This is a genomic window from Arenibacter latericius DSM 15913 (assembly GCF_000424985.1).
Lineage (GTDB): Bacteria > Bacteroidota > Bacteroidia > Flavobacteriales > Flavobacteriaceae > Arenibacter > Arenibacter latericius.
Genome location: NZ_AUKX01000005.1, coordinates 137780 through 162500 on the forward strand (window position 1 = coordinate 137780; position 24721 = coordinate 162500).

The window sequence follows — 24721 nt, forward strand, 5'->3', positions numbered from 1 at the left end:
ACCACATGTTTTCAAGAAGTGTAAAGCCTATTTTAGTTCCAAATGAATAATAAGAAGTTCCTATGCCGTTAGAACCAAACGAAAGATCAGGGCAGCCAATCGCTAAGTTTGAATCAATGCTGAAGACAGATGATATCTACTTCTTTGACGCAGAAGACTTTCAGGATATTATTCACCATTATTTAAACAACGGAAAAATAGCTTTAGCAAAGAAAGCTATTAAAATTGGTTTGCAACAACATACCGATAGTGTAGAGTTAAAATTACTCTCCATTGAAGTTATGGTTTTTGAAAACAATTTAGAACAGGCAGAAGCTATGCTAGACGAGCTTCAGCTCATTGATAGCAACAATGAGGAAATCTTTATCCAGCGCGCCAATATCTACTCTAAAAAAGATAATCACGAAGCTGCAGTGTCCCTGTTAAATCATGCCCTAAACCTTACTCAGGATAGTTTTGATATTCACTCCTTATTAGGAATGGAGTATTTGTTCATGGATAACTTTGAAGAGGCCAAGAATAATTTTATGAAGTGCGTTTCTTTTGATGAGCAGGATTATTCTTCCCTCTATAACGTAATCTATTGCTTTGAGTTTTTAGAAGATTATGACGGTGCCATCCAATATTTAAACGATTATTTGGAACGCAATCCCTATAGTGAGGTGGCCTGGCATCAATTGGGAAAAATGTATTTTTCCAAAAAAATGTATAAAGAAGCCTTGGTAGCCTTTGATTTTGCCATAATTTCGGACGACAGTTTTATCGGGGCCTATTTTGAAAAAGGAAAAGTCCTAGAAAATTTAGGCCGATATGAAGAGGCAATTGAAAATTATGATATTACTATATCCATGGAAGACCCAACTTCCTATGCCTATTTGCGAATTGGAAGGTGTTATGAAAAGTTAAACAAAGACGAAGAAGCAAAATCCTATTACTATCGTACGGTACATGAAGATCCATTATTAGATAAAGGATGGTTGGCTATCACTGGATACTACTTTAGGCAAAAAAACTATGAGAAAGCACTTCATTATATCAATAAAGCAATAAATATTGATGGTGAAAACGCCAAATATTGGAAGAAATGTGCAAGGATACACTCCGTATTAAAAAATAATGATGAAGCTTACTATGCTTACCAACAAGCGATAGAGCTAGGAAACTACGAATTTGATACATGGCTTCATTGGGCCGAGGTGGCTGTACAGAATTTAGACATTCATGCAGCGATCCAAATACTTAGTCAAGGACAGGAATTCTATCCCCAGTCATGTGAAATGCAATTTAAAATAGCAGGATATTATTTGTTAAATAATGACTATACCAAAGCCCAAAAACATTTTCTTAAAGCCTTAAAAATTGATAAAGACAAACTACATTTGTTTAAGGAGGAATTCCCTCAATTCTACGATACCAAATGGGCAAAAAACTTAATTGAAGAAGTGAAAAAAGCTTCCAGATAATTACACTATTTTTGTTGTTTTTATCATTTTATGGAAAAACGTAATTTTATCAGTTACCTTATTATCTCCTTAAAAGGCATGGCCATGGGAGCTGCAGATGTAGTGCCTGGAGTTTCAGGAGGTACTATCGCTTTTATTTCAGGTATTTACGAAGAGTTAATCACCAGTATTAACAATGTTAACCTATCTCTCTTTAAAACCTTACGAACAGAGGGCTTTAAAGCATTTTGGAACAAAGTAAACGGTAATTTCTTACTAGCCTTACTTACAGGGATAGCCATTAGTGTTCTTTCTCTGGCTAAATTTATCAGCTGGCTATTGGAGAACCAACCCATCCCCTTATGGTCATTTTTCTTTGGCCTTGTGTTAGCTAGTATTTTTTTAGTAGGTAAGGAAATAAAAAAATGGACTCCAGGTACAATCCTTATATTAATCTTAGGAGCGGCTATTGCTTATTATGTAACCACACTTCCTCCCTCAGAAAACATTGACTCCCTCCCCTATCTATTCTTTTCTGGTGCACTTGCAATTTGCGCCATGATCTTACCAGGAATTTCAGGGGCCTTTATACTTGTATTGTTAGGGTCATACAAAACTATCTTAGATGCGGTACACGAGCGCGATCTAAAAGTTGTGATTACAGTAGGTCTAGGGGCTATATTTGGTCTCCTAAGTTTTGCCAAACTACTAAAATGGATGTTTACCCATTATAAAAATTTAACTTTAGCCTTATTAACCGGGTTTATCGCTGGTTCATTAAACAAAATTTGGCCGTGGAAAGAAACTCTAGAATCGAAGTTATTTGGTGACAAACTCGTTGTTTTAAAGGAGCAAAATATTTCACCTTACGCTTTTGAAGGAGATTCACAAATTATGTTTGCCATTCTCTTAGCCATCACTGGTTTTTCCCTTATTTTTATCTTGGAGAAATTAGCTTCAAAAAAGTAAATGGCAAATCTTAAATGAAAAACCCCAGATCTTTAACGGATAAATTCTTTTTGGTAATTAAAGGCCTTTTTATGGGTGCTGCCAATAAGGTTCCCGGTGTTTCTGGTGGCATTGTAGCTTTTGTTGGGGGGTTTTATGAAGAATTTATCTACTCCTTGCAAAAAATTAATGCCAAAGCATTTAAACTTTTATTGAGTGGTAGATTCAAAAGCTTTTACCGCTATACCAATGCACAGTTTTTATCATTGCTCATTTTAGGTATGCTAATAAGCTATTTTAGCATTTCTAAAATTCTAGATTATTTTCTGGAAAAGCAGGAATTGTTTGTATGGGCTGGATTTTTCGGGATGATTTTAGGTTCTATTTATTATATAGCCAAGGATTTTTCTCATTGGGGCAAAAGCACAATTACCGCTGGTATCATCGGACTTCTAGTTGGTATTTCAATAAGTTTTTTAAGTCCAGCTACAGAAAACGACAACCTGTTATTTATATTTTTTTGCGGCATCATAAGTGTTTCTGGGATGACCCTCCCTGGGCTTTCCGGCTCATTTATTCTAATACTCTTAGGCAATTACGTCTTGCTTTTAGTAGACTCCGTAAATGCACTCTATGATACTTTTGCAGAAGTATTAAGAGGAGATTTTAGTTTTACCGATAATATAAAGCGGTTAAAGACACTAAAAATTCTTGGAGTATTCACCGCAGGGTCAGCAGTGGGTCTAGTTAGCCTATCACATCTGTTGAGCTACGTTCTAAAACACTTTAAGAATATTACTACTGCTGTGATTATTGGCTTTATTACTGGGTCCCTAGGAGTGGTTTGGCCATGGAAACGTACCCTATACAAAACAGACGCCCAGGGGAATATTCTATTCGACACTAATGATAGCCCCATTATTACAAATTACGAACGATATTTACCCGATATGATGATAGCAGAAACGTATTGGGCGCTATTTTTTATCATTTTAGGTATATTCATTTTATTAGCATTGGATTGGTATGGAAAAAATAGACAAGAAAACGCATAGATATGGTTTAATAGGAAGAAATATTTCCTATTCATTCTCTAGAGGATACTTCACTGAAAAATTCACAAAATTAGCTTTAGATACACATTCCTATGAGAATTTTGATATAGACACCATCAATCTGTTCCCAGATATCTTACAACAAAATAAAAATATTAAGGGCTTTAATGTCACTATACCCTATAAGGAACAGGTTATTCCCTTTTTAACCAAAATAGATACTGAAGCAAAGGCTATTGGTGCGGTAAATACTATTAAAGTAGTAAAAGACGAAACTATTGGTTACAACACCGACGCTTATGGATTCTATAAATCCCTGGCACCACACCTAGAAAAACACCACAAAAATGCTTTAATTTTAGGTACAGGAGGAGCCTCTAAGGCCATTGCGTATACACTAGGAAAGTTAGGCATATCCCAAACATTTGTGTCACGAAATCCTAAAAAGGGTCAGTTAAACTATAGCGAGCTGAATGCTGAAGTAATGCAAGAAAACACTGTTTTAATTAATTGCACTCCTTTAGGAACTCACCCCAACATTACAGACAAGCCAGATATTCCTTATCACCAAATTACACCCAAGCACTTATTATTCGACCTAATTTACAACCCAAGTAAAACCGCATTTTTAACCGAAGGAGAACTACAGGGTGCAAAAATATGCAACGGTTCTAAAATGCTTAAATTTCAAGCAGAAAAAGCATGGGAAATATGGAATTCCTAGCCACCTTTATTCTATCTGCCTGATTGCCAGTTAAGAAAACCAAACGATTCTAGTCACCTTCTTAAGAAGAAGTTTCATTATCTTTGTTATTGAATAGGTTGTAATTTTATTATTGTAAATTACACCGCAATAGCTATAAACATTCATAAGATGTTAGAAGACAAAGAGAACAAACTACAGAATAATGTAGGTGAAGAGAAAGTTTCAGAAAAAACCAATTCCTCAAATAATATAGAGGAGACTAAGGAAACACTACATAATTCCGATACCGAAAAAGAGGCATCCGAGAAGGGTAAAAACTCGAATACTCCAAATTTAAAAGATAAGAAAGGTAAAGATGCTTCCATTGCGAGTGAAGATGAAACAGTAGAAGTTAAAAAGGAAGAAGCCCCTATAAACCCAGAGGATAAAGAAAGCGCATCCAATGAGAAAAAGGACAATTTAGAAACTACTACTGAAGCAACCACCAAAACAGATACTTCAAAATCGGATTCCACAGAAAAAGAGGAGGATATTTTGGAAGAAATAGATGAATCTAATGCAGAGGATGCTGAAGATTCAGACAATCATCAACGTCATCAAATTCCCATGCCAGACTACCATGCTATGCCCATGGAAAACCTAGTAGGGGAATTGCAGCGGTTGGTACGTAATGAAAAAGTACAAGCCATAAAGAAGCATGTAGATGGAATTAAATATGAATTCGACTTAAAATTTCAGGATTTTATTGAAGAAAAAAAGGAGGAATTCATTAGTAGTGGTGGTAATGAGATAGATTTTAGATACAACTCAGTTACCAAAAGGCAATTTAATGAGGTCTATAACGAATATAGAGAGAAGAGAAATGCCTATTATAAGAATCTAGAGCAAGGCCTAAAAGCCAACTTAGCCAAAAGACTAGAGATTATAGAGGAGCTTAAAGGACTTATCAATGTAGAGGAGGATATAAATACTACCCACAAGAATTTTAGAGACATCCAAGATAGATAGAAGTCAGCAGGCCCCATCCCTCGCACTAATTACAATGATGTTTGGCGCACCTACCACCATCACATTGAGATGTTTTATGATTTCCTTCATTTAAATAGAGAGCTTAGAGATCTAGATTTTAAATACAACTATGAAGAGAAGCTAAAAATTGTAGAACGAGCAGAAGCCTTAGCAAAGGAAGAAGACTTGCATAAAGCCTTTCAAGAGTTACAAGTTCTACACAAAATATGGAAAGAGGATATTGGTCCGGTAGGGAAAGAACATAGAGAGGAGATATGGGAGCGTTTTAGCACTGCTACAAAGCAACTTCACCAAAGAAGGCAGGAACACTATAAGGAGCTTGAAAAAGTCTATGAGGCTAACCTGGAGAAGAAAAATAAAATAATCAATTCCATTAAAAAAATTGCCTCCAATACCGCAACAAAACACAAGGAGCTACAACAACAAATCCGAGAAGTTGAAAAGCTAAGAGAAGAATTTTTTAAAGCTGGAAAAGTACCACAAAAGATAAACGAGGAAACTTGGGCTAACTTTAAGGGTGCCGTTCGGGAATTTAATAGAAATAAGAATAGCTACTATAAAAATCTAAAGAAAGAACAACAAGTTAACCTAGATAAAAAAAGAGCTTTATTAGAAATTGCCATTTCCCTTAAGGACAGTGAAGATTGGGATAAAACTACCCAAGAAATGAAGCGGATCCAAAGCGAATGGAAGAAAATAGGTCATGTTCCCAGAAAGTACTCAGACAAAATATGGAAAGAGTTTAAATCTGCTTGCAACCAGTATTTTGACCGATTCCATGCATTGAAAAATGAGGCGCAAAAAGAGGAGTTTGCAAATTACGAGAAGAAAGCTGCTTGCTTAGATAGACTAAAGCAATTTGAATTAAGCGGAGATAAAAATAAGGACCTGACTACCATTAAGGAATTTATTGCCGAATGGAAAGGAATTGGCAGAATACCTTATAATAAAATGAGCATCAACGCTAAGTTCAATAAAATTTTAGATGCCATCTTCAGGAAATTAGATATAAGCCGACAGGAAGCAGAACTTCTAAAATATGGAAATAAGATACAGCGATTAGCCAACAATGATAACGACTATGCCATCTCCAACGAACGTACCTTTATTAGGCGAAAAATTGATGAGAGCAAGAGCGAGATCAGGCAATTGGAAAACAACCTTCAATTCTTCTCCAATGCTTCCGAAGACAACCCTCTAGTTAAGGATGTTATTAAAAACATTAATAAACACAAAGAGTCTTTGGAAACTTGGAAAGCGAAGCTAAAAAAGTTAAATATTTTAGCAAATAACTTAACTAAAGAAGCCGAAGAATCAGAAGAGGAGCAAAACTCTGACGAAGAAGAGGCATAACTTAAATAAGATTATTATCTCTTTACAACCCCGTCTTCCTTTTGGAAAATGGGGTTTTTTATTTTTAATTAACAAAACCTACCTCACACAACAATGAAAATGGTTAATAGTGAGTCTACAGTCCTTTATTATAAAATCGCTACCATTGGCATCCTTCTCTATTAAATAGGCCATACAACAGCCATAGAACAGAGGTAATAATCATTGTTTGTTAATCATGAAACCAAATGCTTGCTTATAAAAGGCAAACCTTATTGTGGACCAAGATCAAAAGTTGTGTGTGACTTAAACAAACGGTAAGGACCAATAATTAAAACCTTTCCTTTTTGACATGTCAATACTTTTTTCCATTGTTGAAATGCTCAGCATTCATGAATTCCTTTAAAAAGTAATAGATAAGGAGATGAATAAAAAAGTATTCAAAAAAATCTAGGCTTATTTCTCCTTTCTTGAAATCTACGGACTTTCTACTGCCACATCGTCCAGGCCGCCTACCTCCGGTAGGTAAACCTTCCTAACGGCAGGTAAACTTTCCAACGACTAAGGTGAACATGAGCTGCCGGACGCCTACCTCCGGTAGGTAAACCTTCCTTCGTCCAACGTAGAAACTCCTTGATTTGCTACTAAAAGAGAAAGTAGGCCGAAAACCTTTAAAAGAAGGCTTCTTGTTTTGTTATCCTTATCCGCAGAATAGGATTCAAAAGCTCCGAGATTCAGCTTTTTTATTTCCAAAAAAGCGCGGAGTTTTGAATCCGATTTTTAGATTTGATCTAGGACCGATCGGAAAATGCAACGATTTGCATTTGTAGTGAGGGGCCAGTTGGCGCGTTGGCCATAGCTACAGCTGGCTCCTTAAAACAAAGGTACACCGTACCTTCGCTTTAATGCCCTGTTCGTTTTATTCATTGTCAATTATTTTTACATTAATGTATTCATGAACCTTCTTCGTCGGTTTCATCGGACAAGCAAAGAAATCGCAGATTCACGAAAACCGATAAAAATCAATAGAAAATCAATTGAGTAAAATGAAAGAATATATTTGAGTAAAACTCAGTTAATAGTATATGTAAAACTTTATTAATTTGAATTAATATTTAAGGTTCATTGTTTGCATAAACACAACAATTGGTCATGATCCATTAAACCTCTTAGTATAAACGTTATACATTTGGTTTTCCAGTTAAGGCGCGTAGCACTTATCAAGAACTTAAAAGAAATTATCGGCAAAAAAAAAGTCACTCTAAATGTAAGGAAACCCTATACATTAAGAATGACTTAAAACTTTATTTTCAATTACTGATTAACAGCTTTTATCTATAGGTATACTTATAGATGTTACGTTATTTTATTTTGCAACGTTTACTGCTCTTGTTTCCCTAATTACGGTAACTTTAACCTGCCCTGGGTAGGTCATATCAGTCTGAATTTTCTGAGATATCTCAAATGAAAGCTCTGCTGCTCTATCGTCGTTAACTCTTTCGCTCTCCACAATTACCCTAAGCTCTCTACCTGCTTGTATAGCATATGCTTTTTGGACACCTCCAAACCCAAAGGCAATTTCTTCTAAATCTTTTAAACGTTGGATATAGGAATCTAGCACCTGTCTCCTTGCACCAGGTCTTGCACCGCTAATAGCATCACATACCTGTACGATTGGCGCAATTAGGGATTTCATTTCAATTTCATCGTGGTGAGCCCCTATAGCATTACAGACATCGCTTTTCTCTCCAAATTTTTCAGCCCATTGCATTCCTAATATAGCATGTGGAGTTTCTACCTCTACCTCCGTATTAGGAACCTTTCCTATATCGTGTAAAAGTCCTGCACGCTTAGCCATCTTAGGGTTCACTCCTAGTTCAGCAGCCATAACACCACAAAGTTTAGCTACCTCCCTAGAATGTTGTAAAAGATTCTGACCATAAGAAGACCTATATTTCATTCTTCCCACTGCTTTAATAAGCTCTGGGTGCAGCCCGTGAATTCCAAGATCTATTACGGTTCGTTTACCAATTTCGACTATTTCTTCCTCTATCTGTTTTTCTGTCTTCTTTACAATTTCTTCTATACGAGCCGGATGTATTCTTCCATCGGTTACCAATTTATGGAGCGATAACCTAGCCACTTCCCTTCTCACAGAATCGAAACAAGATAGAATAATAGCCTCTGGAGTGTCATCTACAATAATCTCTACTCCCGTTGCCGCTTCTAAGGCTCTAATATTACGACCTTCACGTCCTATAATTCTACCTTTAACATCGTCTGACTCTAGGTTGAATACAGATACGCAATTTTCAACCGCCTCCTCTGTACCAATACGTTGAATAGTATTTATTACTATTTTCTTAGCCTCCTGCTGTGCAGTTAATTTTGCCTCTTCAATAGTATCCTGAATATAGGACATAGCATCAGATTTAGCAGTATCCTTAAGGGACTCTAACAATTGTGCTTTTGCTTCATCTGCAGAAAGTCCGGAAATTACTTCCAATTGCTGTACTTGACTCCTATGTAGTTTTTCTAATTCGGCTTGTTTTTTATCAAAGAATTCGCTTTTACTTTCAACTTCTTTTAACTTGAACTCAAGCTTCTCATTCATTTTCTTGGTTTTGGCAAGTTCACCACTTACCAGCGACTCCTTATCTCTAGTCCGTTTTTCAGCCTCTGAAATTTTCTTATCCTTATTTATTATAACCTTTTCATGTTCTGCCTTCAGTTCTAAAAACTTTTCTTTGGCCTGGAAGATTTTATCTTTTTTAATATTTTCACCTTCAATTTGAGCCTCCTTTACAATGTTAGCTCCTTCATTTTTTGCATTGGAAATGATTTTAGACGCCTTGCCCTTTTCCATTGCCTTTGCAATGGCAAACCCAATCACCAGTCCAACCAAACCTGTTATTATTGCTATACTCTCCATATATGTATTAAAAATTAGTAAAAAAAAAGCCCACATTGATGGAAGATTTGTACAAACCCCTAAAAACAGGTTTAGGGCTAACAGACTGATCAAGGATCCTTATACTAGTAAGGCCTGCTTTTACAATCTAAACTCACCCTTTTCAAACAAATTAGTGTTGAGTTTGTCAAATATTAATTACCAATGTGGGCAGTAACTATGTTTATTTTAAAGAACGTTATTTAATTCCTAGCTTAGAACCTATCAAATTGTCTAGAGCTTTCAGTCGCTCAGCAGCTTCTGTAACTCCTTCGTCTTGATCTATTCCTCTTTGCTCAATTTTAGAGGCAAATTGGAGTGCGCACATAGCTAACACATCCTGTTTATCTCTAACGGCATAATTTTGCTCAAATTTTTTAGCTAACTGATCTATATTTTTAGCAGCTTTCCTAAGGCCTTCCTCCTGTGAAGGGTCAATAGTTAGGGGATATACCCTATCTGCTATAGAAAGCTTTATTTTGAGCTTATCTGCCATATTATTAATTTACATTATTCAGAAAGCTGCACAATACAATGGTCTAACTCTCTTATTAATGTGTTTATTTTAAGCTTTGCTTCAGTCTTGTTTGTATCACTGCCCAGTATTGTACTTGCCAACTTCAGTGAATTGTATTTATCCTGCCACTCCTCTACCGAAGCTAATGCTACTTCGTGTTCATTTTTTAAAGCAGCCAATTCTCCTTCCAATTCAAGGTTTGAGTCTTGCAAAAGCGCTAACTGGTGCAACAACTTACTTATTTTATTTTCTAAAGAATCTACAATTTCTACCAATTCACTCATATGCAAATATCAATGCATTTTACACAAAGTTAATATTCCTCGCTCTACTTAGCAATTCTTTTTTCACTTATTCTGAAAGTAATCTCCTCTCTACTTCTATAGCAGCTACCGATGCAACTCGTAACACATTTAAAACCACTACTTTTTTTATAATTTGACCGGTATTAATTACTTTCGCCTCAATTTACAAATAATTATGAGAGGAGCATTTTTAGGATTGTTTTTAATACTTACACTTACTGGCTATGGACAGGCTAAATATCCAACAGATATCTATAGACCTCCCTTAGACATCCCAATAATTTTATCGGGTACTTTTGGTGAATTACGTTCTAATCATTTTCATGCCGGGATAGATATAAAAACGCAACAAAGAGAAGGAATTCCCGTTTATGCCATAGGTGACGGCAGGGTTACTAGAATAAAAGTATCACACTGGGGATATGGTAAAGCCTTGTACATTGCACATCCTAATGGACATACTTCTGTTTACGCCCATCTCCAAAAGTTCTCTCCAGAAATTGAAGCCTATGTTAAAAAAGCGCAGTACCAAAAACAATCTTATGAAATAGAGCTGTTTCCTAGTGCTTCAGAAATTCCGCTCAAAAAAGGAGATCTTATTGCCTACACTGGTAATACAGGAGGTTCTGCTGGTCCCCACCTGCATTTTGAAATAAGGAGCAGCGCATCTCAAATGCCTACAAACCCATTGTATTATGGAATAGAAGTTCGTGATGCCACTAGTCCAACTTTGCTTGCGGCCTATGCTTATCCTCTATCCGATAACGCACAGGTAAATCAAAGTCAGGAGAAAGTGAAACTAAAATATCACCGCCAGCCAGATGGCTCCTATCTCGCTGATAAAGTTTCTGCGGCCGGACTAATAGGGTTCGGAGTGAATACCTATGACCGGCAAGACCTGGCTGCCAACAAAAATGGGGCCTACTCTCTAACACAAAAAGTAAACGGAAAGGTTTATACAGAATATACTTTCGAAACCTTTTCATTTTCAGAAAGCAGGTACATAAACACCCTTATAGATTACCCTCATTATGCTACTTACTATGAAAGAATTCAGAAATGCTATAAGGAACCTAGTAATTTGTTGGGTATATACAACACCTTGTATAACGATGGAAAAATAGACATTTCCGAAGGACTGTCATATAACGTAGAAATACATATTAGTGACCTAGCAGGAAACACTACAAAATTGATTATCCCAGTAGAAGGAAAACGTCAAGAAATTATCATTCCTAAGAATGATGTAAAAACAGAAAACTATATTATTGCTAAAAAACCTAATACTTTTGATTTAGAGGGAGCCAAGGTATATTTTCCGGCAAATACTTTTTATGAGAATTTTTATATAGATCTTAAAAAAGGACAGGATACGGTTACCATCCACGACAGTAAAATCCCTGCACACAGGAATTTCACGATCACATTTGATGTCTCTAAATATTCTCATGAAGATAGAGATAAGATGTTTATAGCAAGATTGGATAAAAATATGACACCTAGCTTTACTTCAACTTATAAAAGGGGAACCACCTTTTCCACTAGAACACGTAATTTAGGCACCTATACGCTTACAAAAGACACAATAGCGCCTAGGATAGTGCCCAAAAATTTTAAAGACAAGCAATGGCTAACTAATTACAACTACTTAAGCCTTAGAATCAGTGATGATTTAAGTGGTATAAATACGTATACGGCTACCCTTAATGGGGAGTGGATACTAATGGAATACGAGCCAAAAACCAATACTTTAACTTATAATTTTGATGATATTATTCTAGATAAAAAACAATGCGACCTAAAGGTTATAGTAACAGATAATGTTGGTAACAGCAGTACGTTTACTAGTACCTTTTACAGGAATTAAACAATTATACCACATAAACTTTTTTATTACGATATGGATTAGGGCCAACCACCCTATATTAAGAAAATATTAAAGCACAAGAATAGGAAATTGCCATATTTTTGCAATAATAGAAAGCCAATTTCCATAAACTATCCTTTATCCCATATCCGATAAAAGGGAATTCTATTTATGGCCTGCTTATTGGGAATCGTATTAAAAACTATAAATCATTGGTATCGAATGAAAATTAAACTTCTATTCTTTTTTGCTTTATTATGCTTTAGCCTAAATGCTCAGAAAAACATATATGAAAGCGCTAAATTTGACGAATTGAGTCAAAAACACGAGACTTTGGCAATAATACCCTTTGTCACCAACTTGCAACTTAAGGACGATATCTCGGAAGCAGAATTAAAAAGGTTGGAGGAGAAAGAAGCATATGAAGTACAAAATGCTTTGGAGACCTATTTTTCCAAAAGAAAGAAAAAAAAGAAGTTCTCGGTAGATTTCCAAAATACAGAGAATACCAATGCGCTGTTAAAGCAAAACAATATCACCTATGAAAATATAGACATCTATACTGTTAAGCAGCTATGTGAAATTTTGGAAGTAGACGGACTTATTAGCGGCAGTTTAGATCTTAACGTACTGCTTTCTAAAGGTGTATCTACCTCATTTAGAATAATGGACTATATTGATGGACAAGCTGATTATGGTAGAATTGGGGTTAAAATAAGTGATGGAGCAACTGGCAAGTTACTATGGAAGTATGAAAAACAAATCAACAAAAGGTCTGGTAAAAATACAACAGACCTTATTGATATGATGATGAAAATGGCGTCTAAGAAATTCCCTTATAACCGTGAACGTCCAAGAGATAGAAAAAAGGACTAATCCTTATTATAATCTCGCAAAACTTGAATTACATAATCCAATTCGTCCTTCGTATTGAATTTCGAAAATGAAAACCTTATGGAGGGCTTATTTTTATCTTCTTCAGATAGAATCTCCGATAGAACATGAGAACCTTGGTTACTCCCAGATTGACATGCACTTCCCGCAGAGCAGGCAATTCCTTTCAAATCTAGATGAAATAATAGCATCATTGCCTTTTCTGGATGAAATGGCAAACAAGCATTTACCAAGGTATAGGTGCTTTTCTCCATATTTCCAGACTCTCCATTAAATTTAACTTCTGGAATAGCCTCCTGTAGTTTCTCTAAAAAATACCGTTTAAGACCTGCTACATATTTGGATTCCGTCTCTAAATTACTGTAAGCCAAACTAAATGCCTCTTCCAAGCCTATAATATTGTGGAATGGCTCTGTTCCCGCCCTAAATCCACGTTCTTGAGACCCTCCCAAAATCAATGGTTTTAGACCCGTATTTCTTTTTATATATGCAAAACCAATTCCCTTAGGACCGTGAAATTTATGTGCTGCTGCCGTAAGAAAATGCAGAGAAGTCTTTTGTAAATCCCAAGAGAAGTGTCCAATAGATTGTACGGTATCCGAGTGAAATAAAGCGTTATATTCTTTACACAGCTCAGCCACAGAGTCTATATCTAACAAGTTTCCAATCTCATTATTCACATGCATTAAACTGACTAGTTTCTTATGGTCATCAATTTGCAACAAAGATTCCAAATGAGCTAAATCTGGATTTCCATTTTGGTCTAAATCTACATATTGAAGCTCAATCCCATACTCTTTCTCCAACTCACAAACGGTATGCAAAACCGCATGATGCTCAATACGTGAGGTTATTAAGGTTTTAACACCCAGATCCCTCACTGCACAGCGAAGAATCATATTATCTGCCTCAGTTCCTCCAGAAGTAAAAACAATTTCGGAAGGGTGGGCGTTTAATTGCTTTGCAATGGTTTTTCTCGCCTTTTCTATCCCTGTTTTTGCTGATCTTCCAAAACTATGACTAGAAGAAGGGTTGCCATAACAGTTAGACAAGGCCTCTTGCATTCTAGTAACAACCTCTGGTCTCACCTGAGTAGTAGCGGCGCTATCTAAATATACCTTTCTCATTGAAAACATTATTTTATTAAACCTTGCTTAACCTAAATTAGGCCTGGCAAAAATACTTGAAATAAAGTTAATTTCCTGTGAAATACCAGGAAAGCTATAGGTTTATAACTTAATTTTCTATTAAATTTGAGGCATGAGAAATATTCTATTATTTGTTTTTTTGATAAGCCTTTATTCCTGTGATGATGGGGATCTACAAATTGAAACAATAAATTTTGATGACAGTCAGATCCAATACTGCGGAAGCTCCCCAACTACAGAAAGCACTGTGTTTTTCAAAATAGTGAACAATGAAGCCTTGATCTTAACCTTAAAAAGTGGCATCTTAAAAAACGAGGTGTCCGAAGGAGAGGTACAATATCCTATATCTGGGGATACCAAGGTTACGTATCGAATTTTTTCCGACAAGTTGAGTAAGAATTATTTTTGCGATGCTGTTCCACCTATTACTCCTACTGTAATTGAAGAAATTGAGGCCCTTAGTGGATTTGTCTTAATTACAACCACGGCTAAAGTAGAAGGTGAAACCACTACCTATGAGCATACTATAAAATTAAGTGAGATATCTTTAGTGAATAAAACCAACGATCAGCGTATTACAGACCTAAGAATCAATGATTTTGGTACAATCACCACTAAATAAATTAAACTTAAGGCTTTACCTTTTTTATTTATTCTGTAAAAAGTAGACTTCAGTAGCTCCTGAACCATACTTTTGGTAATCGGCATCATAAAATTTTACATTCTCGTATCTCCTAAACAAAAAGTAGAGCTCCTCTTTTAGCACTCCTTCTCCCACACCATGAATAAAAACTACTTTTTGAATACGTTTTCGGATAGCAAATTCCATTTGCCTCTTTGCCGTATCCATCTGAAGGTTTAATATTTCAAAATTGGACATCCCTTTGGACGCCCTTGTTAATTTCTCTATATGTAAATCTACCTCCATTTTGGGAGCATTACGCTCTTTGGGTTTAGCCACAGGCCTATAGCGTCTTTTAGGAATTTCCTTTTCCGCTTTTATTTGAGCAACCTCATAATTAGAAACTGCAATCTCACCATCTTCTGGTGAAGGCATTAGTTCCTCAGTAACAAATTTTAATAAAAAGCCCTCAGTACTTTCTACGGTAATTTCTTTACCCTGAATCCCTACTATTTCACCTCTAACTATATCGTCAATAGCTTCAACTTTATCGCCTACTTTAAATTTCATCTTCCTCTTCTTTAATCTGCTCTCTTTCATCTAATTGGTTGCTGCTCCATAATTGAGTAGTCTTATAAAGCCCAAACATCATCAACACAAAACCAACCATTAGAGCAAGCTCTTCTTCAATAAATCGATTTCCAAATCCAGCAATTAGGCCTCCAATTGCGATCAGGATTAAATAAAAAGTTCGTTTCGTTTTCATTGCCCAAAAATAATAGTAATTTCCCGTAAACAATTATATTAGCACTTTAAAATAGGGATAAAATGTTCTTGGTACAGCTAGAAAACTATATGCTGCCTTGTCTTAACAAGGAGATTTTTGGTATCGATTGTCCCGGTTGTGGTATTCAACGTGCCATTGCTTTTTTTCTTGATGGAGAATTTATTTCAGCATTTAAAATGTTCCCCGCTATTTACACTATTATGCTATTGATTGCGTTTTTAGGATTTAGCTTTTTCTTTGAAATAAAAAATAGCTTCAAAATAAAATTATACTTGTTATACCTAAATGCAGGTATTATTATCATCAGTTATATATTAAAAATGCTTAAAGTAATCTATTAAAATCAAACTATGGAACAACAAAAACTACCCAACGCAACGCTAATTTTAGTTTTCGGAATCATCTCAATAGTAACTTGTTGTTGCTATGGTGTAATTGGATTAATTTTCGGAATTATAGGTTTAATACTAGCAAATAAAGCAACGAAACTTTATGCTCTAAGCCCAGAGCTATATGAGGGGTATAATAATGTAAAATTAGGAAAAACACTATCTATAATCGGGATTGTGTTAAATATTTTGGTGGTTATATTTTTCATATGGATTATTTCAATTATCGGTTGGGATGCCTTACAAAACGAGGAGCTCATGAGAGAACGAATGGAAGACTATCTTGGAAATATGGAGTAATACCTTAATAAAGAACCAACACCCAACCTATGGAAAACGATTATAGACCAAAACCTAGTAACTATTTAATCCTAGCGATATTCAGTACAGTTTTCTGTTGTATAATTCCAGGAATAGTCAGCATAATTTATGCTGCCAAAGTAAATGAAGCCTATGCCTTAGGGAATTATGATGCTGCAGAACGTGCATCTAAAAATGCAAAAACATGGGCCTTGGTCAGTATAGGGTTGGTAGCAACTATATTTATTATTTGTTTTGCTGTTTTTGGGTTCGCTGCTATTGCTAGCTTTCTAAGCAACAGCTATTAATGTGGCTGTGATTTCTAAAAAAGGTCAAAAACAATTATTAATTCTAATTATAGGAGTGCTATTCTTCGGAATAACACTCCTATATTTTTTAAAAGATCCCAGCAGCTCCTCCTATTTCCCAAAATGCCCCATCTACCATTTTACGGGATACTATTGTACGGGATGCGGTAGCCAAAGAGCACTTCATCATCTTTTACATTTGGATTTTCTAGGTATTCTAAAACACAACGCCCTTTTTATTCCGGCTTTTATGTTGATGATTTATCACTTTTCAATAAAACTACTCCCGATTAAGTATGGAAAAAATTATCCGGATATCATTTACCACCCCAAGACGCCTATAATAGTTTTTATAGTTATAATACTCTTTACGGTTTTTAGAAATATTCCAATATATCCATTTTCCCTACTTGCTCCATCTACTTAAAAAAAGCCTGCTATAGAGCAGGCCTTTCAATATATACCTTAATGGGAAACATTCTATTTTTGAAACTGCTGCAGCGTTTTAATTATTATTACAACACAATCCAACAATTGTTCACGTGTCATAACCAGAGGTGGAGCAAACCTAATAATGTTACCATGAGTAGGTTTTGCCAAGAGACCATTATCCCGTAACGCCAAACAAATATCCCAAGCAGTAGAGCTGTCTGGAGAATCATTGACCAAAATAGCATTCAATAGCCCTTTACCTCTCACCGCCTTCACTAAAGAACTCCCTGAGATATATTTATTAAGTTCCGCTCTAAAAAGCTCCCCTAAAATTTGGGCATTTTCTGCTAAACCTTCTTCTTTAACAACCTCCAAAGCAGCAATTCCAACTGCTGCCGCTACGGGGTTACCACCAAATGTACTCCCGTGGTTCCCAGGCCCAATTACCTCCATTATTTTATCATCTGCTAAAACACAAGACACGGGGTAAGCACCACCGGAAAGGGCCTTTCCTAAAATTAACATATCGGGCTTAACTCCTTCATGATCCACGGCTAGCATTTTACCTGTTCTTGCAATTCCTGTTTGTACTTCATCAGCAATAAAAAGAACATTATACTTTTCACAAAGTTCTTTAGCTTTCGCCAAATACCCATCTGATGGTACAAATACCCCAGCTTCTCCTTGTATAGGCTCTACCAAAAACCCGGCTATAGTATCATTACTTTTCAAAACCTCTTCCAGGGCCGTTATATTATCATATTCAATTTTAATAAACCCCTTGGTATAAGGTCCAAAATTTTTCCTGGCTACTGGGTCATTAGAGAATGAGATAATAGTGGTGGTACGGCCATGAAAATTATTCTCGCATACAATAATATGAGCTTCGTTGGCCGCAATCCCCTTTTTCTCATAGGCCCATTTCCTACAAATTTTCAAAGCAGTCTCCACAGCCTCTGCCCCGGTATTCATAGGCAACATTTTATCATAACCAAAGGTATCACATGCATATTTCTCAAATTTTCCTAATTGGTCATTATAAAATGCCCTAGAAGTAAGGGTGAGCGTTTGCGCCTGACGTGTCATAGCGTCTACAATTTTAGGGTGGCAATGCCCTTGATTAACTGCGGAATAAGCAGAGAGAAAATCATAGTATTTCTTCCCTTCAGCATCCCATACATAGACTCCTTCTCCCCTACTTAAAACAACAGGTAACGGATGGTAGTTATGTGCTCCATATTTATCTTCCAATGCAATAGCATTTTTAGAAGTTAATTTTTCCGATTGTAACATGAGTAATAAAAATTTAAGATAAAACTATAGCAATTCCTTCTTTGGGGAGAGAAATCATCCTTTGTAGAACTGCTAATTTACTAAAAAATAAATTTTGACTAACTCATTAATTTCATTAAAAAACTGGGTTGCAATGATAAATTACTGCTTTTATGCAAATTAATAGAAGTTATAGCATCAATCCTATACTATTAAATCTAGACCGTCCACTAGGCATAACCAATGTCACCCAATAAAAACCTATGCAAGAAAAGAAACATTAAAATCTAAATTAGCGAGTAAAGTAAGTTAAATATTCCATTATGGTTGTTCCATGAAATGTGAGCCATCGTACCAGTTATGATTGAAAAAATTTTCCACTTATGATCACCTTCAATACTATAACGGTCCACTCTGATAGCTTAGCAAGCAACCAATTTGAATTAATTTTCACTTTACCGAAACTTCCTCTAAAATGAGTTTAAATCCTGAAAAAATGCCCTATTTTTGCGCTATGCGAAGAAAGAATAAAAGACAGATTTTTGAAAACGTAGAGGTAGTTGATGCCGGTGCAAAAGGCAAGACTATTGGAAAAGCTCCTGATGGGAGAGTAATATTCCTTACCAATACCGTTCCTGGTGATGTGGTAGACGTACAGACCACAAAAAAAAGAAAAGCCTATTTTGAAGGCGAAGCAACACATTTCCATACTCTTTCTCCCAAAAGAGTCACTCCCGTTTGCGAGCACTTCGGAGTTTGCGGAGGTTGTAAGTGGCAAGATATGGGATATGAACACCAACTGTTTTACAAACAAAAAGAGGTGGAAAACAATTTGCGGAGAATTGGACACCTAGAACTCCCTGAAACCATGCCTATATTGGGCTCCAAAAAGCAGTATTTCTATCGAAATAAAATGGAATTCTCCTTTTCGGATAGCCGATGGCTAACCTTAGACGAAATAAATTCGGGAGAGGAAATTAAAGATAAGAATGCATTAGGATTTCATATCCCAGGGATGTGGGATAAAATTTTAGACATTAAAAAATGTCATCTACAAGAAGACCCTTCAAATGCCATTCGCTTAGAAATTAAAGACTTTGCAATAAACAATAACCTTTCTTTTTTTAATCCACGAAATCAGTATGGATTATTAAGAACGGCTATGATACGTACCTCCTCCACCGGAGAGATCATGGTAATGGTCCAATTTTTTGAAGACGATCAAGAAAAGCGCGAGCTACTAATGGATCATCTAGCTACCACATTCCCAGAAATTACCGCTTTACTATATGTGGTAAATCAAAAACAAAATGACACCATATACGATCAAGAAATTATATGCTATTCGGGTCGGGATCATATTTTTGAAGAAATGGAAGGCCTACAATTTAAAATAACGGCAAAATCCTTTTATCAAACCAACTCTGACCAAGCGTATGAACTTTATAAAATAACTAGAGAGTTTGCCGGACTTACTGGAGAAGAATTAGTATACGATTTATATACCGGTACGGGTACCATAGCTCAATTTGTAGCAAGAAATGCTAAAAAGGTAGTAGGCATTGAAGCTGTCCCAGAAGCTATCGCAGACGCAAAAGCCAATGCTGAAAGAAACAACATACCTAATGTTCATTTCTTCGTTGGAGATATGAAGAATGTTTTCAATGAATCTTTTATCACAACTCACGGCAAGCCAGATCTTATTATAACTGATCCACCAAGAGACGGCATGCATAAAGATGTGGTGCAACAAATTTTAAATATTTCCCCAGAAAAGGTAGTCTACGTAAGCTGTAATAGCGCCACACAGGCAAGGGATTTGGAGTTAATGAAGGAAGATTACGAAGTTGCAAAAGTGCAACCTGTAGACATGTTTCCCCAAACACATCATGTGGAAAATGTTGTACTTTTGAAAAAACGAAAAGATCCTACCCAGTTGTAATGAGCAGAACTAAACTTCCCATCACTTTTCTACTAGCATTTATCGCTGTATTAAGCATAGCCGTTATGGGTTGTGAAAAAGACGATATATGCGTAGATGGAATTACTCCGCTATTAGTAGTGCGATTTTATGATGCAAGCAATAGGTCCGAATTAAAAAATGTACCCCAATTCCGTATTGTAGGCATAGGACAAAAAACTACTGTAATTGGAGTCCCTGATAGAACCGATCTGGATTCAATTGCCATTCCATTGAAAATCGCAGAAAACAGCACTGGATTTTATTTCATCACTAATTCCGTTGATGTAGAAGCGCAAAACCAAGCCGGAGATACTATTTTGGTGGAAGGTGGAGATTTAGATAGTCTTTATTTTACTTATGACCGCAAAGATAAGTTTGTATCTAGGGCTTGTGGCCATGTTGCTAATTATGATAATTTAAATAGCGATTTAAAATCTGAAACTGAAAATTGGATTAAGGATATAGAAATAATAACTCCCTTAGTAGAAAATTCAACTGAAGCCCATGTTAAAATATATCATTAGTAGTTTCCTATTCTTTGGGGTTATTTTGGGATACACTCAAACCAAACCCATAGACCTGCAACCTAAGGATACCATTACCAAAACAGATCCTTATGGTATTAGGATAGGTATAGATCTTAGTAGACCGCTTACATCGGCCTTAAAAGATGGATACACTGGTATGGAGATTGTGGCAGATTATCGCCTAACCACTAATTGGTACGCAGCAGTAGAGTTAGGAAATGAAAAATACACTAAACAAGAGGACCTTTACAATTTCACTACTTCTGGAAGCTATATAAAACTAGGAGCAGACTATAACACCTATAGCAACTGGTACGGAATGCACAATATTATTCACGTTGGTGGAAGATACGCCTTTAGTACTTTTAGTCAGACCCTTAACAATTATCATATTTTTGATACCAACCGCTATTGGACCGATCCTAATTATCAAATGAACCCAGGAACCAATATACCAACAGACTTCCCTATTGGCTCTGAAATACCTCAGGAGTTTAGTGGTTTAAATGCCAGTTGGCTAGAGGCTGTAGTTGGTGTTAAGGCCGAGCTTTTTGCTAATATCTTTTTAGGAGCCAGTGTAAGAATAGGATTCTTAGTTAGTAATAAGGAGCCAGAAGGATTTCGAAATCTATGGATACCTGGTTTCAATAAAGTAACCGACGGAAGCAAATTTGGAGTAGGGTATAACTATACACTCACCTATTTTTTACCCCTTTATAAAAAGGCAAAGAAGAATAAAGAAGAGAAAGAAGCTAATTCACAAGAAGAAATTCCTGTAAATTAATCTAAACTTCCCTTACTCCTTTTAGAAAAAGCCAATTCATCATTAGTTTCTTCCCTTTAGGGGTTTTAACAACAGCAAATTTTGGAGACAACACACTTGCCACTACTGCCGCTATAATCGCAAGGATGAGTGTATTGAATGATACCAGCATCCCCAGCAATAATCGAACGGTAATGAATAATATAGCGAAGCCTAGAAAATTATAGACAAGAGCTTTATGTTTTTGTTTCACAATATTTTTGGGTATTAATGACTAAAAATATTACCTATTTATCTTTATTGAACTTAGCCTTCTTACTTCCTTCGTACATCACATACTTGACTAAGCGCGATTCTAAATGACTGTTATATAATTTTATCTTTTTGGAAGGCCGAAGTCCTACAAATTTTAAAGCTTCTAAATTGGAAGTAATAAACCAAGCATCAGTACCTGGATAATTTCTCTTTAACGTATTTCCAATATCAGTATAAAAATCCTCCATTTCTATATCCAAACGTTCTCCATACGGCGGATTAAAAACCATATGCAGTCGGTTTTCCGTAAATTTCTCTGTGTCAAAGAAATTCTTTCTTTCGATGGTGATATATTCCGACAAATTAGCATTAGCTACGTTCTCGGTGGTTTTTCTTACTGCAGAAGGTGCTTTATCATACCCTATAATCTTATGATGAAAATCTCTAGCCTTGTTTAAACTGCTATCTATAATTTTATTAAAAAGGTCTTCATCAAAATCGTGCCATTTTTCAAAAGCAAACTCCTTTCTATTGATATTGGCAGGAATATTACAAGCTATCATAGCAGCTTCCGTTAACATCGTACCACTACCACACATTGGATCTAAAAAATCACACTGTCCATCCCAACCACTCAGTAATAATAATCCGGCTGCCAACACTTCATTTATAGGAGCAATATTAGTTGCCGTTCTATAGCCTCTATGGTGTAGCGATCTCCCAGAAGAATCTAAGGAAACATTACATCGGTCCTTTTGTATATGAATATTAATCCGAAGATCGGGAAATTTAATATCCACATTAGGCCTGCTACCATCGGTATCTCTAAACTTATCTACAATAGCGTCTTTCGTTTTCTGGGATACATATAAGGAATGGGTAAAATTATCCGAGTTCACTGTGGCATCAATAGCAAAGGTCGTATCCGTAGAAAGGAAGTTAAACCAATCCATAGAATAAATTTGCCTATAGAGATCATCCTCATTCCTCACGTTAAAAGAATGTATAGGCTTTATAATTTTAATAGCAGTTCTAAGACATAGATTAGCCTTGTACATAAATCCGGTATCTCCCTCAAAAGAAACGCTCCTTATCCCTATCTTCACATTACCTGCACCCAGGTTTTGCAACTCCTTCGCCAAAATTTCCTCGAAACCGAACATGGTTTTGGCTACCATTTTAAAATTATTGTTCATACCTCCTATTAAAATTACCGCAAAAATACATTAATTTTATCCCCTATTAGAAATTTTCCCTAATAAGTACAACACCTAACCAATCGTACATGAATTATTTATTACCCATTCTTGCGGTATTGTTCAGCTTTATCTTTGTTTACTTCACGAAACCCAAGAACAAAGAGACCTTTAAGTTATTATTAGCCTTTAGTGGGGCCTTTCTTTTAGCTTTAACGGTTTTTGAGCTTTTACCTGAAGTATATATGGATTCTAATTCTAAAACTGTAGGAGTATTTATAATGCTTGGTATTCTTTTACAGATATTTCTAGAGTTTTTTTCCAAGGGAGCAGAGCACGGCCATGTACATTTAGACCCTGAGAATAAGGAATTTCCTTGGACACTCTTCATTAGCCTTTCCATTCATTCAGTTTTAGAAGGGATCCCTATAGAAAGCCATCATAACATCCTATATGGAATATTAGTCCATAAAATCCCTATTGCTATAATTTTAAGTATATTTCTATTAGCCTCTAAAATTAAGTTAATACCCTCCATTTTATTTATAGGACTCTTCTCTTTAATGACTGCCTTTGGCACCTTTATGGCTGCTAATTTTGACTTTATTCAAACCTATGCCTTATATTTAAACGCATTGGTAATTGGTGTCTTTTTACATATTTCAACAGTAATTTTATTTGAAAGCTCAGAACACCATAAATTTAATTTACGCAAACTTTTGGTTATTATCCTTGGGATTGCAATAGCATACGTTTTTTAAATGTTCAGTAGAGAGGAAGCAAAAAAGTTACGACAAGATTTTTGGATCTCATTTGGAAAATCATTTCCTAGAAAATGGATTTTACATAGAACCAGAATAAAAGATTTCGCTTTCAAATTCCACTTTGAAGCTAAACAAGCTATGGTATCAATGGATCTTGAAAGTCAGGATCTGGAGAAGCGAATAGAGTTATGGGAAAAGATAGTCGCTCTACGTACTATATTAGAGACAGAATACTTACCAAACATACAGTTTAACGATAGCTATATACTAAGCAATGGAAAAGAGATTTCCAGGATTTGGGTCAATATGCCTAATGTTTCCATTTATAACAAAAACACTTGGCAAGAAACCATGGAATTTTTATGGAACAACATGGATAAGTTAGAAGCGTTTTATATGGAGTATGAAGACATAATAAATCCTTAGACCAACCAACCCTCCCATTACACCTAAGTTCTCTTCTAAATGCCACGTTACACCGCCCAATTAAGAACTGACTCAATATAACACCTTCCGAATTACCAAGACCAACTGTTATAACCACATCGCGGTCGCACCTTACTAACCTATCATCCAATGATAAGGCAGACCTTTATTAAAAGATAGCCACTCTATAAGAAGGAACCCCAGGTTCCACGCTAGCGGATCTTCACACCATCGTGGTTCTGCGCTAGCAGACCCCACCTACCAGCGAGAGCACATCATGACTTGTCACGACAGCATCCAGACGGCCGCATCGCGGTCGCACCTTACTAACCTATCATCAATTGATGAGGCAGCTCCTTCAGTAGTAGTAGTAGTAGTAGTAGTAGTAGGGCATCCGAACCCTATCCTCCAATGATGAGGCGGCCACTTTATAAACAGGCAGACACCAACTAAGCGGCATCCACCGAGGTTCTGCGCCAGCAGACCAAAGCGCATCGTGACTTGTCACGACAGCATCCCGACGG

At 36.1% G+C, this 24721-nt stretch carries 25 protein-coding genes, 1 other RNA gene and 1 pseudogene; 17 read left to right on the forward strand and 10 right to left on the reverse strand.

Annotated features, from left to right (window positions below; all coding sequences use genetic code 11):
• Positions 1–62 precede the first annotated feature (62 nt).
• From H344_RS0103610 to H344_RS19670, 5 genes and pseudogenes are all read left to right on the forward strand, one after another.
• A complete protein-coding gene (locus H344_RS0103610) occupies positions 63–1463 on the forward strand; it encodes a tetratricopeptide repeat protein (RefSeq protein WP_026809043.1) in 1401 nt (466 codons plus the stop codon).
• 30 nt (positions 1464–1493) lie between these two features.
• The gene (locus H344_RS0103615) at positions 1494–2411 is read left to right on the forward strand and encodes a DUF368 domain-containing protein (protein ID WP_026809044.1); all 918 of its coding nucleotides are present in this window, start codon (positions 1494–1496) and stop codon (positions 2409–2411) included.
• 14 nt (positions 2412–2425) lie between these two features.
• Complete coding sequence (locus tag H344_RS0103620) at positions 2426–3445, forward strand: DUF368 domain-containing protein (protein ID WP_026809045.1); 1020 nt, start codon at positions 2426–2428, stop codon at positions 3443–3445.
• Positions 3417–4169: a shikimate dehydrogenase family protein gene (locus H344_RS0103625; protein ID WP_026809046.1), complete on the forward strand. Its 753-nt coding sequence runs from the start codon at positions 3417–3419 to the stop codon at positions 4167–4169. The genes H344_RS0103620 and H344_RS0103625 overlap by 29 nt, the downstream gene beginning before the upstream one ends.
• 150 nt (positions 4170–4319) lie before the next feature.
• Positions 4320–6533 (forward strand): annotated as a pseudogene (locus H344_RS19670) (DUF349 domain-containing protein).
• Positions 6534–7878: 1345 nt separating this feature from the next.
• Here the strand turns inward: H344_RS19670 and rny are convergent.
• The 4 genes from rny to H344_RS0103645 form a co-directional block, all read right to left on the reverse strand.
• The gene (gene rny / locus H344_RS0103635) at positions 7879–9444 is read right to left on the reverse strand and encodes a ribonuclease Y (protein WP_026809047.1); all 1566 of its coding nucleotides are present in this window, start codon (positions 9442–9444) and stop codon (positions 7879–7881) included.
• Between the two features lie 53 nt (positions 9445–9497).
• Positions 9498–9607: non-coding RNA, 6S RNA (gene ssrS / locus H344_RS21335), on the reverse strand.
• 54 nt (positions 9608–9661) lie between these two features.
• Positions 9662–9958, reverse strand: a complete 297-nt coding sequence (locus H344_RS0103640; protein WP_026809048.1) for a cell division protein ZapA — start codon at positions 9956–9958, stop codon at positions 9662–9664.
• A 14-nt stretch (positions 9959–9972) separates the two neighbouring features.
• The gene (locus H344_RS0103645) at positions 9973–10263 is read right to left on the reverse strand and encodes a hypothetical protein (protein ID WP_026809049.1); all 291 of its coding nucleotides are present in this window, start codon (positions 10261–10263) and stop codon (positions 9973–9975) included.
• 196 nt (positions 10264–10459) lie between these two features.
• On the opposite strand from H344_RS0103645, the gene H344_RS0103650 reads away from it, so the two are divergent.
• Both H344_RS0103650 and H344_RS0103655 read left to right on the forward strand, forming a co-directional pair.
• Entirely contained in the window at positions 10460–12151 is a 1692-nt protein-coding gene (locus H344_RS0103650; protein ID WP_026809050.1) for a M23 family metallopeptidase, read from the forward strand.
• A 222-nt stretch (positions 12152–12373) separates the two neighbouring features.
• A complete protein-coding gene (locus H344_RS0103655) occupies positions 12374–13027 on the forward strand; it encodes a hypothetical protein (RefSeq protein WP_026809051.1) in 654 nt (217 codons plus the stop codon).
• Here H344_RS0103655 and H344_RS0103660 read toward each other — a convergent pair.
• Positions 13024–14172 (reverse strand): cysteine desulfurase family protein, encoded by a 1149-nt coding sequence (locus H344_RS0103660; protein WP_026809052.1) that lies wholly within the window; start codon positions 14170–14172, stop codon positions 13024–13026. The genes H344_RS0103655 and H344_RS0103660 overlap by 4 nt on opposite strands.
• A gap of 133 nt (positions 14173–14305) precedes the next feature.
• Here H344_RS0103660 and H344_RS0103665 point away from each other — a divergent pair, with 133 nt between their 5' ends.
• On the forward strand, positions 14306–14815 hold the full coding sequence (locus tag H344_RS0103665; RefSeq protein WP_026809053.1) for a hypothetical protein: 510 nt from the start codon (positions 14306–14308) through the stop codon (positions 14813–14815).
• A gap of 24 nt (positions 14816–14839) precedes the next feature.
• On the opposite strand, the gene H344_RS0103670 is transcribed toward H344_RS0103665, so the two are convergent.
• Positions 14840–15385, reverse strand: coding sequence for a Smr/MutS family protein (locus H344_RS0103670; RefSeq protein WP_026809054.1), 546 nt, complete (start codon positions 15383–15385; stop codon positions 14840–14842).
• Positions 15375–15581, reverse strand: coding sequence for a hypothetical protein (locus tag H344_RS0103675; RefSeq protein ID WP_026809055.1), 207 nt, complete (start codon positions 15579–15581; stop codon positions 15375–15377). The genes H344_RS0103670 and H344_RS0103675 overlap by 11 nt, the downstream gene beginning before the upstream one ends.
• Before the next feature lie 62 nt (positions 15582–15643).
• Between H344_RS0103675 and H344_RS0103680 the strand changes: the two genes are divergently transcribed.
• From H344_RS0103680 to H344_RS22395, 4 genes are read left to right on the forward strand one after another with little or no spacing between them, the layout of a single operon-like run.
• The gene (locus tag H344_RS0103680; protein ID WP_034256105.1) at positions 15644–15943 is read left to right on the forward strand and encodes a DUF2752 domain-containing protein; all 300 of its coding nucleotides are present in this window, start codon (positions 15644–15646) and stop codon (positions 15941–15943) included.
• A gap of 9 nt (positions 15944–15952) precedes the next feature.
• Positions 15953–16291, forward strand: a complete 339-nt coding sequence (locus H344_RS0103685; protein ID WP_026809057.1) for a CCC motif membrane protein — start codon at positions 15953–15955, stop codon at positions 16289–16291.
• Positions 16292–16320: 29 nt separating this feature from the next.
• Entirely contained in the window at positions 16321–16599 is a 279-nt protein-coding gene (locus H344_RS0103690; protein WP_026809058.1) for a CD225/dispanin family protein, read from the forward strand.
• Between the two features lie 55 nt (positions 16600–16654).
• Positions 16655–17026, forward strand: a complete 372-nt coding sequence (locus H344_RS22395; protein ID WP_394330138.1) for a DUF2752 domain-containing protein — start codon at positions 16655–16657, stop codon at positions 17024–17026.
• 53 nt (positions 17027–17079) lie between these two features.
• Here H344_RS22395 and rocD read toward each other — a convergent pair whose 3' ends face one another.
• Positions 17080–18324, reverse strand: a complete 1245-nt coding sequence (rocD, locus tag H344_RS0103700) for an ornithine--oxo-acid transaminase (protein WP_026809059.1) — start codon at positions 18322–18324, stop codon at positions 17080–17082.
• Between the two features lie 493 nt (positions 18325–18817).
• Here rocD and rlmD point away from each other — a divergent pair, with 493 nt between their 5' ends.
• Genes rlmD through H344_RS0103715 form a run of 3 tightly spaced genes read left to right on the forward strand, consistent with a single transcriptional unit; the run spans position 18818 to position 21577 of the window.
• Positions 18818–20245 carry a 23S rRNA (uracil(1939)-C(5))-methyltransferase RlmD gene (rlmD, locus tag H344_RS0103705; protein WP_026809060.1) on the forward strand — a complete coding sequence of 476 codons (1428 nt, stop codon included), beginning with the start codon at positions 18818–18820 and terminating at the stop codon, positions 20243–20245.
• Positions 20245–20790 carry a DUF6452 family protein gene (locus H344_RS0103710; protein WP_026809061.1) on the forward strand — a complete coding sequence of 182 codons (546 nt, stop codon included), beginning with the start codon at positions 20245–20247 and terminating at the stop codon, positions 20788–20790. The genes rlmD and H344_RS0103710 overlap by 1 nt, the downstream gene beginning before the upstream one ends.
• A complete protein-coding gene (locus tag H344_RS0103715) occupies positions 20771–21577 on the forward strand; it encodes a DUF6048 family protein (protein ID WP_026809062.1) in 807 nt (268 codons plus the stop codon). Before H344_RS0103710 ends, H344_RS0103715 begins: the two co-directional genes overlap by 20 nt.
• 1 nt (position 21578) lies before the next feature.
• Here the strand turns inward: H344_RS0103715 and H344_RS0103720 are convergent, their stop codons facing one another.
• Together H344_RS0103720 and H344_RS0103725 are read right to left on the reverse strand one after the other, a co-directional pair.
• Entirely contained in the window at positions 21579–21809 is a 231-nt protein-coding gene (locus tag H344_RS0103720; protein WP_026809063.1) for a hypothetical protein, read from the reverse strand.
• 34 nt (positions 21810–21843) lie between these two features.
• Positions 21844–23007: a THUMP domain-containing class I SAM-dependent RNA methyltransferase gene (locus H344_RS0103725; RefSeq protein WP_026809064.1), complete on the reverse strand. Its 1164-nt coding sequence runs from the start codon at positions 23005–23007 to the stop codon at positions 21844–21846.
• Between the two features lie 89 nt (positions 23008–23096).
• Between H344_RS0103725 and H344_RS0103730 the strand changes: the two genes are divergently transcribed.
• The gene (locus H344_RS0103730) at positions 23097–23768 is read left to right on the forward strand and encodes a ZIP family metal transporter (RefSeq protein ID WP_026809065.1); all 672 of its coding nucleotides are present in this window, start codon (positions 23097–23099) and stop codon (positions 23766–23768) included.
• On the forward strand, positions 23769–24197 hold the full coding sequence (locus H344_RS0103735) for a DUF4268 domain-containing protein (protein ID WP_026809066.1): 429 nt from the start codon (positions 23769–23771) through the stop codon (positions 24195–24197).
• The last annotated feature ends 524 nt before the right edge of the window (positions 24198–24721 follow it).

Bases quoted from the DNA above. Each gene is read 5' to 3' on its own strand.
- H344_RS0103660 (WP_026809052.1), bottom strand. From the start codon at position 14,172: ATGAGAAAGGTATATTTAGATAGCGCCGCTACTACTCAGGTGAGACCA.
- H344_RS0103610 (WP_026809043.1), top strand. From the start codon at position 63: ATGCCGTTAGAACCAAACGAAAGATCAGGGCAGCCAATCGCTAAGTTT.
- H344_RS0103675 (WP_026809055.1), bottom strand. From the start codon at position 15,581: ATGAAAACGAAACGAACTTTTTATTTAATCCTGATCGCAATTGGAGGC.
- H344_RS0103640 (WP_026809048.1), bottom strand. From the start codon at position 9,958: ATGGCAGATAAGCTCAAAATAAAGCTTTCTATAGCAGATAGGGTATAT.
- H344_RS0103680 (WP_034256105.1), top strand. From the start codon at position 15,644: ATGTTCTTGGTACAGCTAGAAAACTATATGCTGCCTTGTCTTAACAAG.
- H344_RS0103655 (WP_026809051.1), top strand. From the start codon at position 12,374: ATGAAAATTAAACTTCTATTCTTTTTTGCTTTATTATGCTTTAGCCTA.
- H344_RS0103735 (WP_026809066.1), top strand. From the start codon at position 23,769: ATGTTCAGTAGAGAGGAAGCAAAAAAGTTACGACAAGATTTTTGGATC.
- rocD (WP_026809059.1), bottom strand. From the start codon at position 18,324: ATGTTACAATCGGAAAAATTAACTTCTAAAAATGCTATTGCATTGGAA.
- H344_RS0103625 (WP_026809046.1), top strand. From the start codon at position 3,417: ATGGAAAAAATAGACAAGAAAACGCATAGATATGGTTTAATAGGAAGA.
- H344_RS0103650 (WP_026809050.1), top strand. From the start codon at position 10,460: ATGAGAGGAGCATTTTTAGGATTGTTTTTAATACTTACACTTACTGGC.
- H344_RS0103730 (WP_026809065.1), top strand. From the start codon at position 23,097: ATGAATTATTTATTACCCATTCTTGCGGTATTGTTCAGCTTTATCTTT.
- rlmD (WP_026809060.1), top strand. From the start codon at position 18,818: ATGCGAAGAAAGAATAAAAGACAGATTTTTGAAAACGTAGAGGTAGTT.
- H344_RS0103715 (WP_026809062.1), top strand. From the start codon at position 20,771: ATGTTAAAATATATCATTAGTAGTTTCCTATTCTTTGGGGTTATTTTG.
- H344_RS0103685 (WP_026809057.1), top strand. From the start codon at position 15,953: ATGGAACAACAAAAACTACCCAACGCAACGCTAATTTTAGTTTTCGGA.
- H344_RS0103710 (WP_026809061.1), top strand. From the start codon at position 20,245: ATGAGCAGAACTAAACTTCCCATCACTTTTCTACTAGCATTTATCGCT.
- H344_RS0103665 (WP_026809053.1), top strand. From the start codon at position 14,306: ATGAGAAATATTCTATTATTTGTTTTTTTGATAAGCCTTTATTCCTGT.
- H344_RS0103690 (WP_026809058.1), top strand. From the start codon at position 16,321: ATGGAAAACGATTATAGACCAAAACCTAGTAACTATTTAATCCTAGCG.
- H344_RS0103620 (WP_026809045.1), top strand. From the start codon at position 2,426: ATGAAAAACCCCAGATCTTTAACGGATAAATTCTTTTTGGTAATTAAA.
- H344_RS0103670 (WP_026809054.1), bottom strand. From the start codon at position 15,385: ATGAAATTTAAAGTAGGCGATAAAGTTGAAGCTATTGACGATATAGTT.
- H344_RS0103725 (WP_026809064.1), bottom strand. From the start codon at position 23,007: ATGAACAATAATTTTAAAATGGTAGCCAAAACCATGTTCGGTTTCGAG.
- rny (WP_026809047.1), bottom strand. From the start codon at position 9,444: ATGGAGAGTATAGCAATAATAACAGGTTTGGTTGGACTGGTGATTGGG.
- H344_RS0103645 (WP_026809049.1), bottom strand. From the start codon at position 10,263: ATGAGTGAATTGGTAGAAATTGTAGATTCTTTAGAAAATAAAATAAGT.
- H344_RS0103615 (WP_026809044.1), top strand. From the start codon at position 1,494: ATGGAAAAACGTAATTTTATCAGTTACCTTATTATCTCCTTAAAAGGC.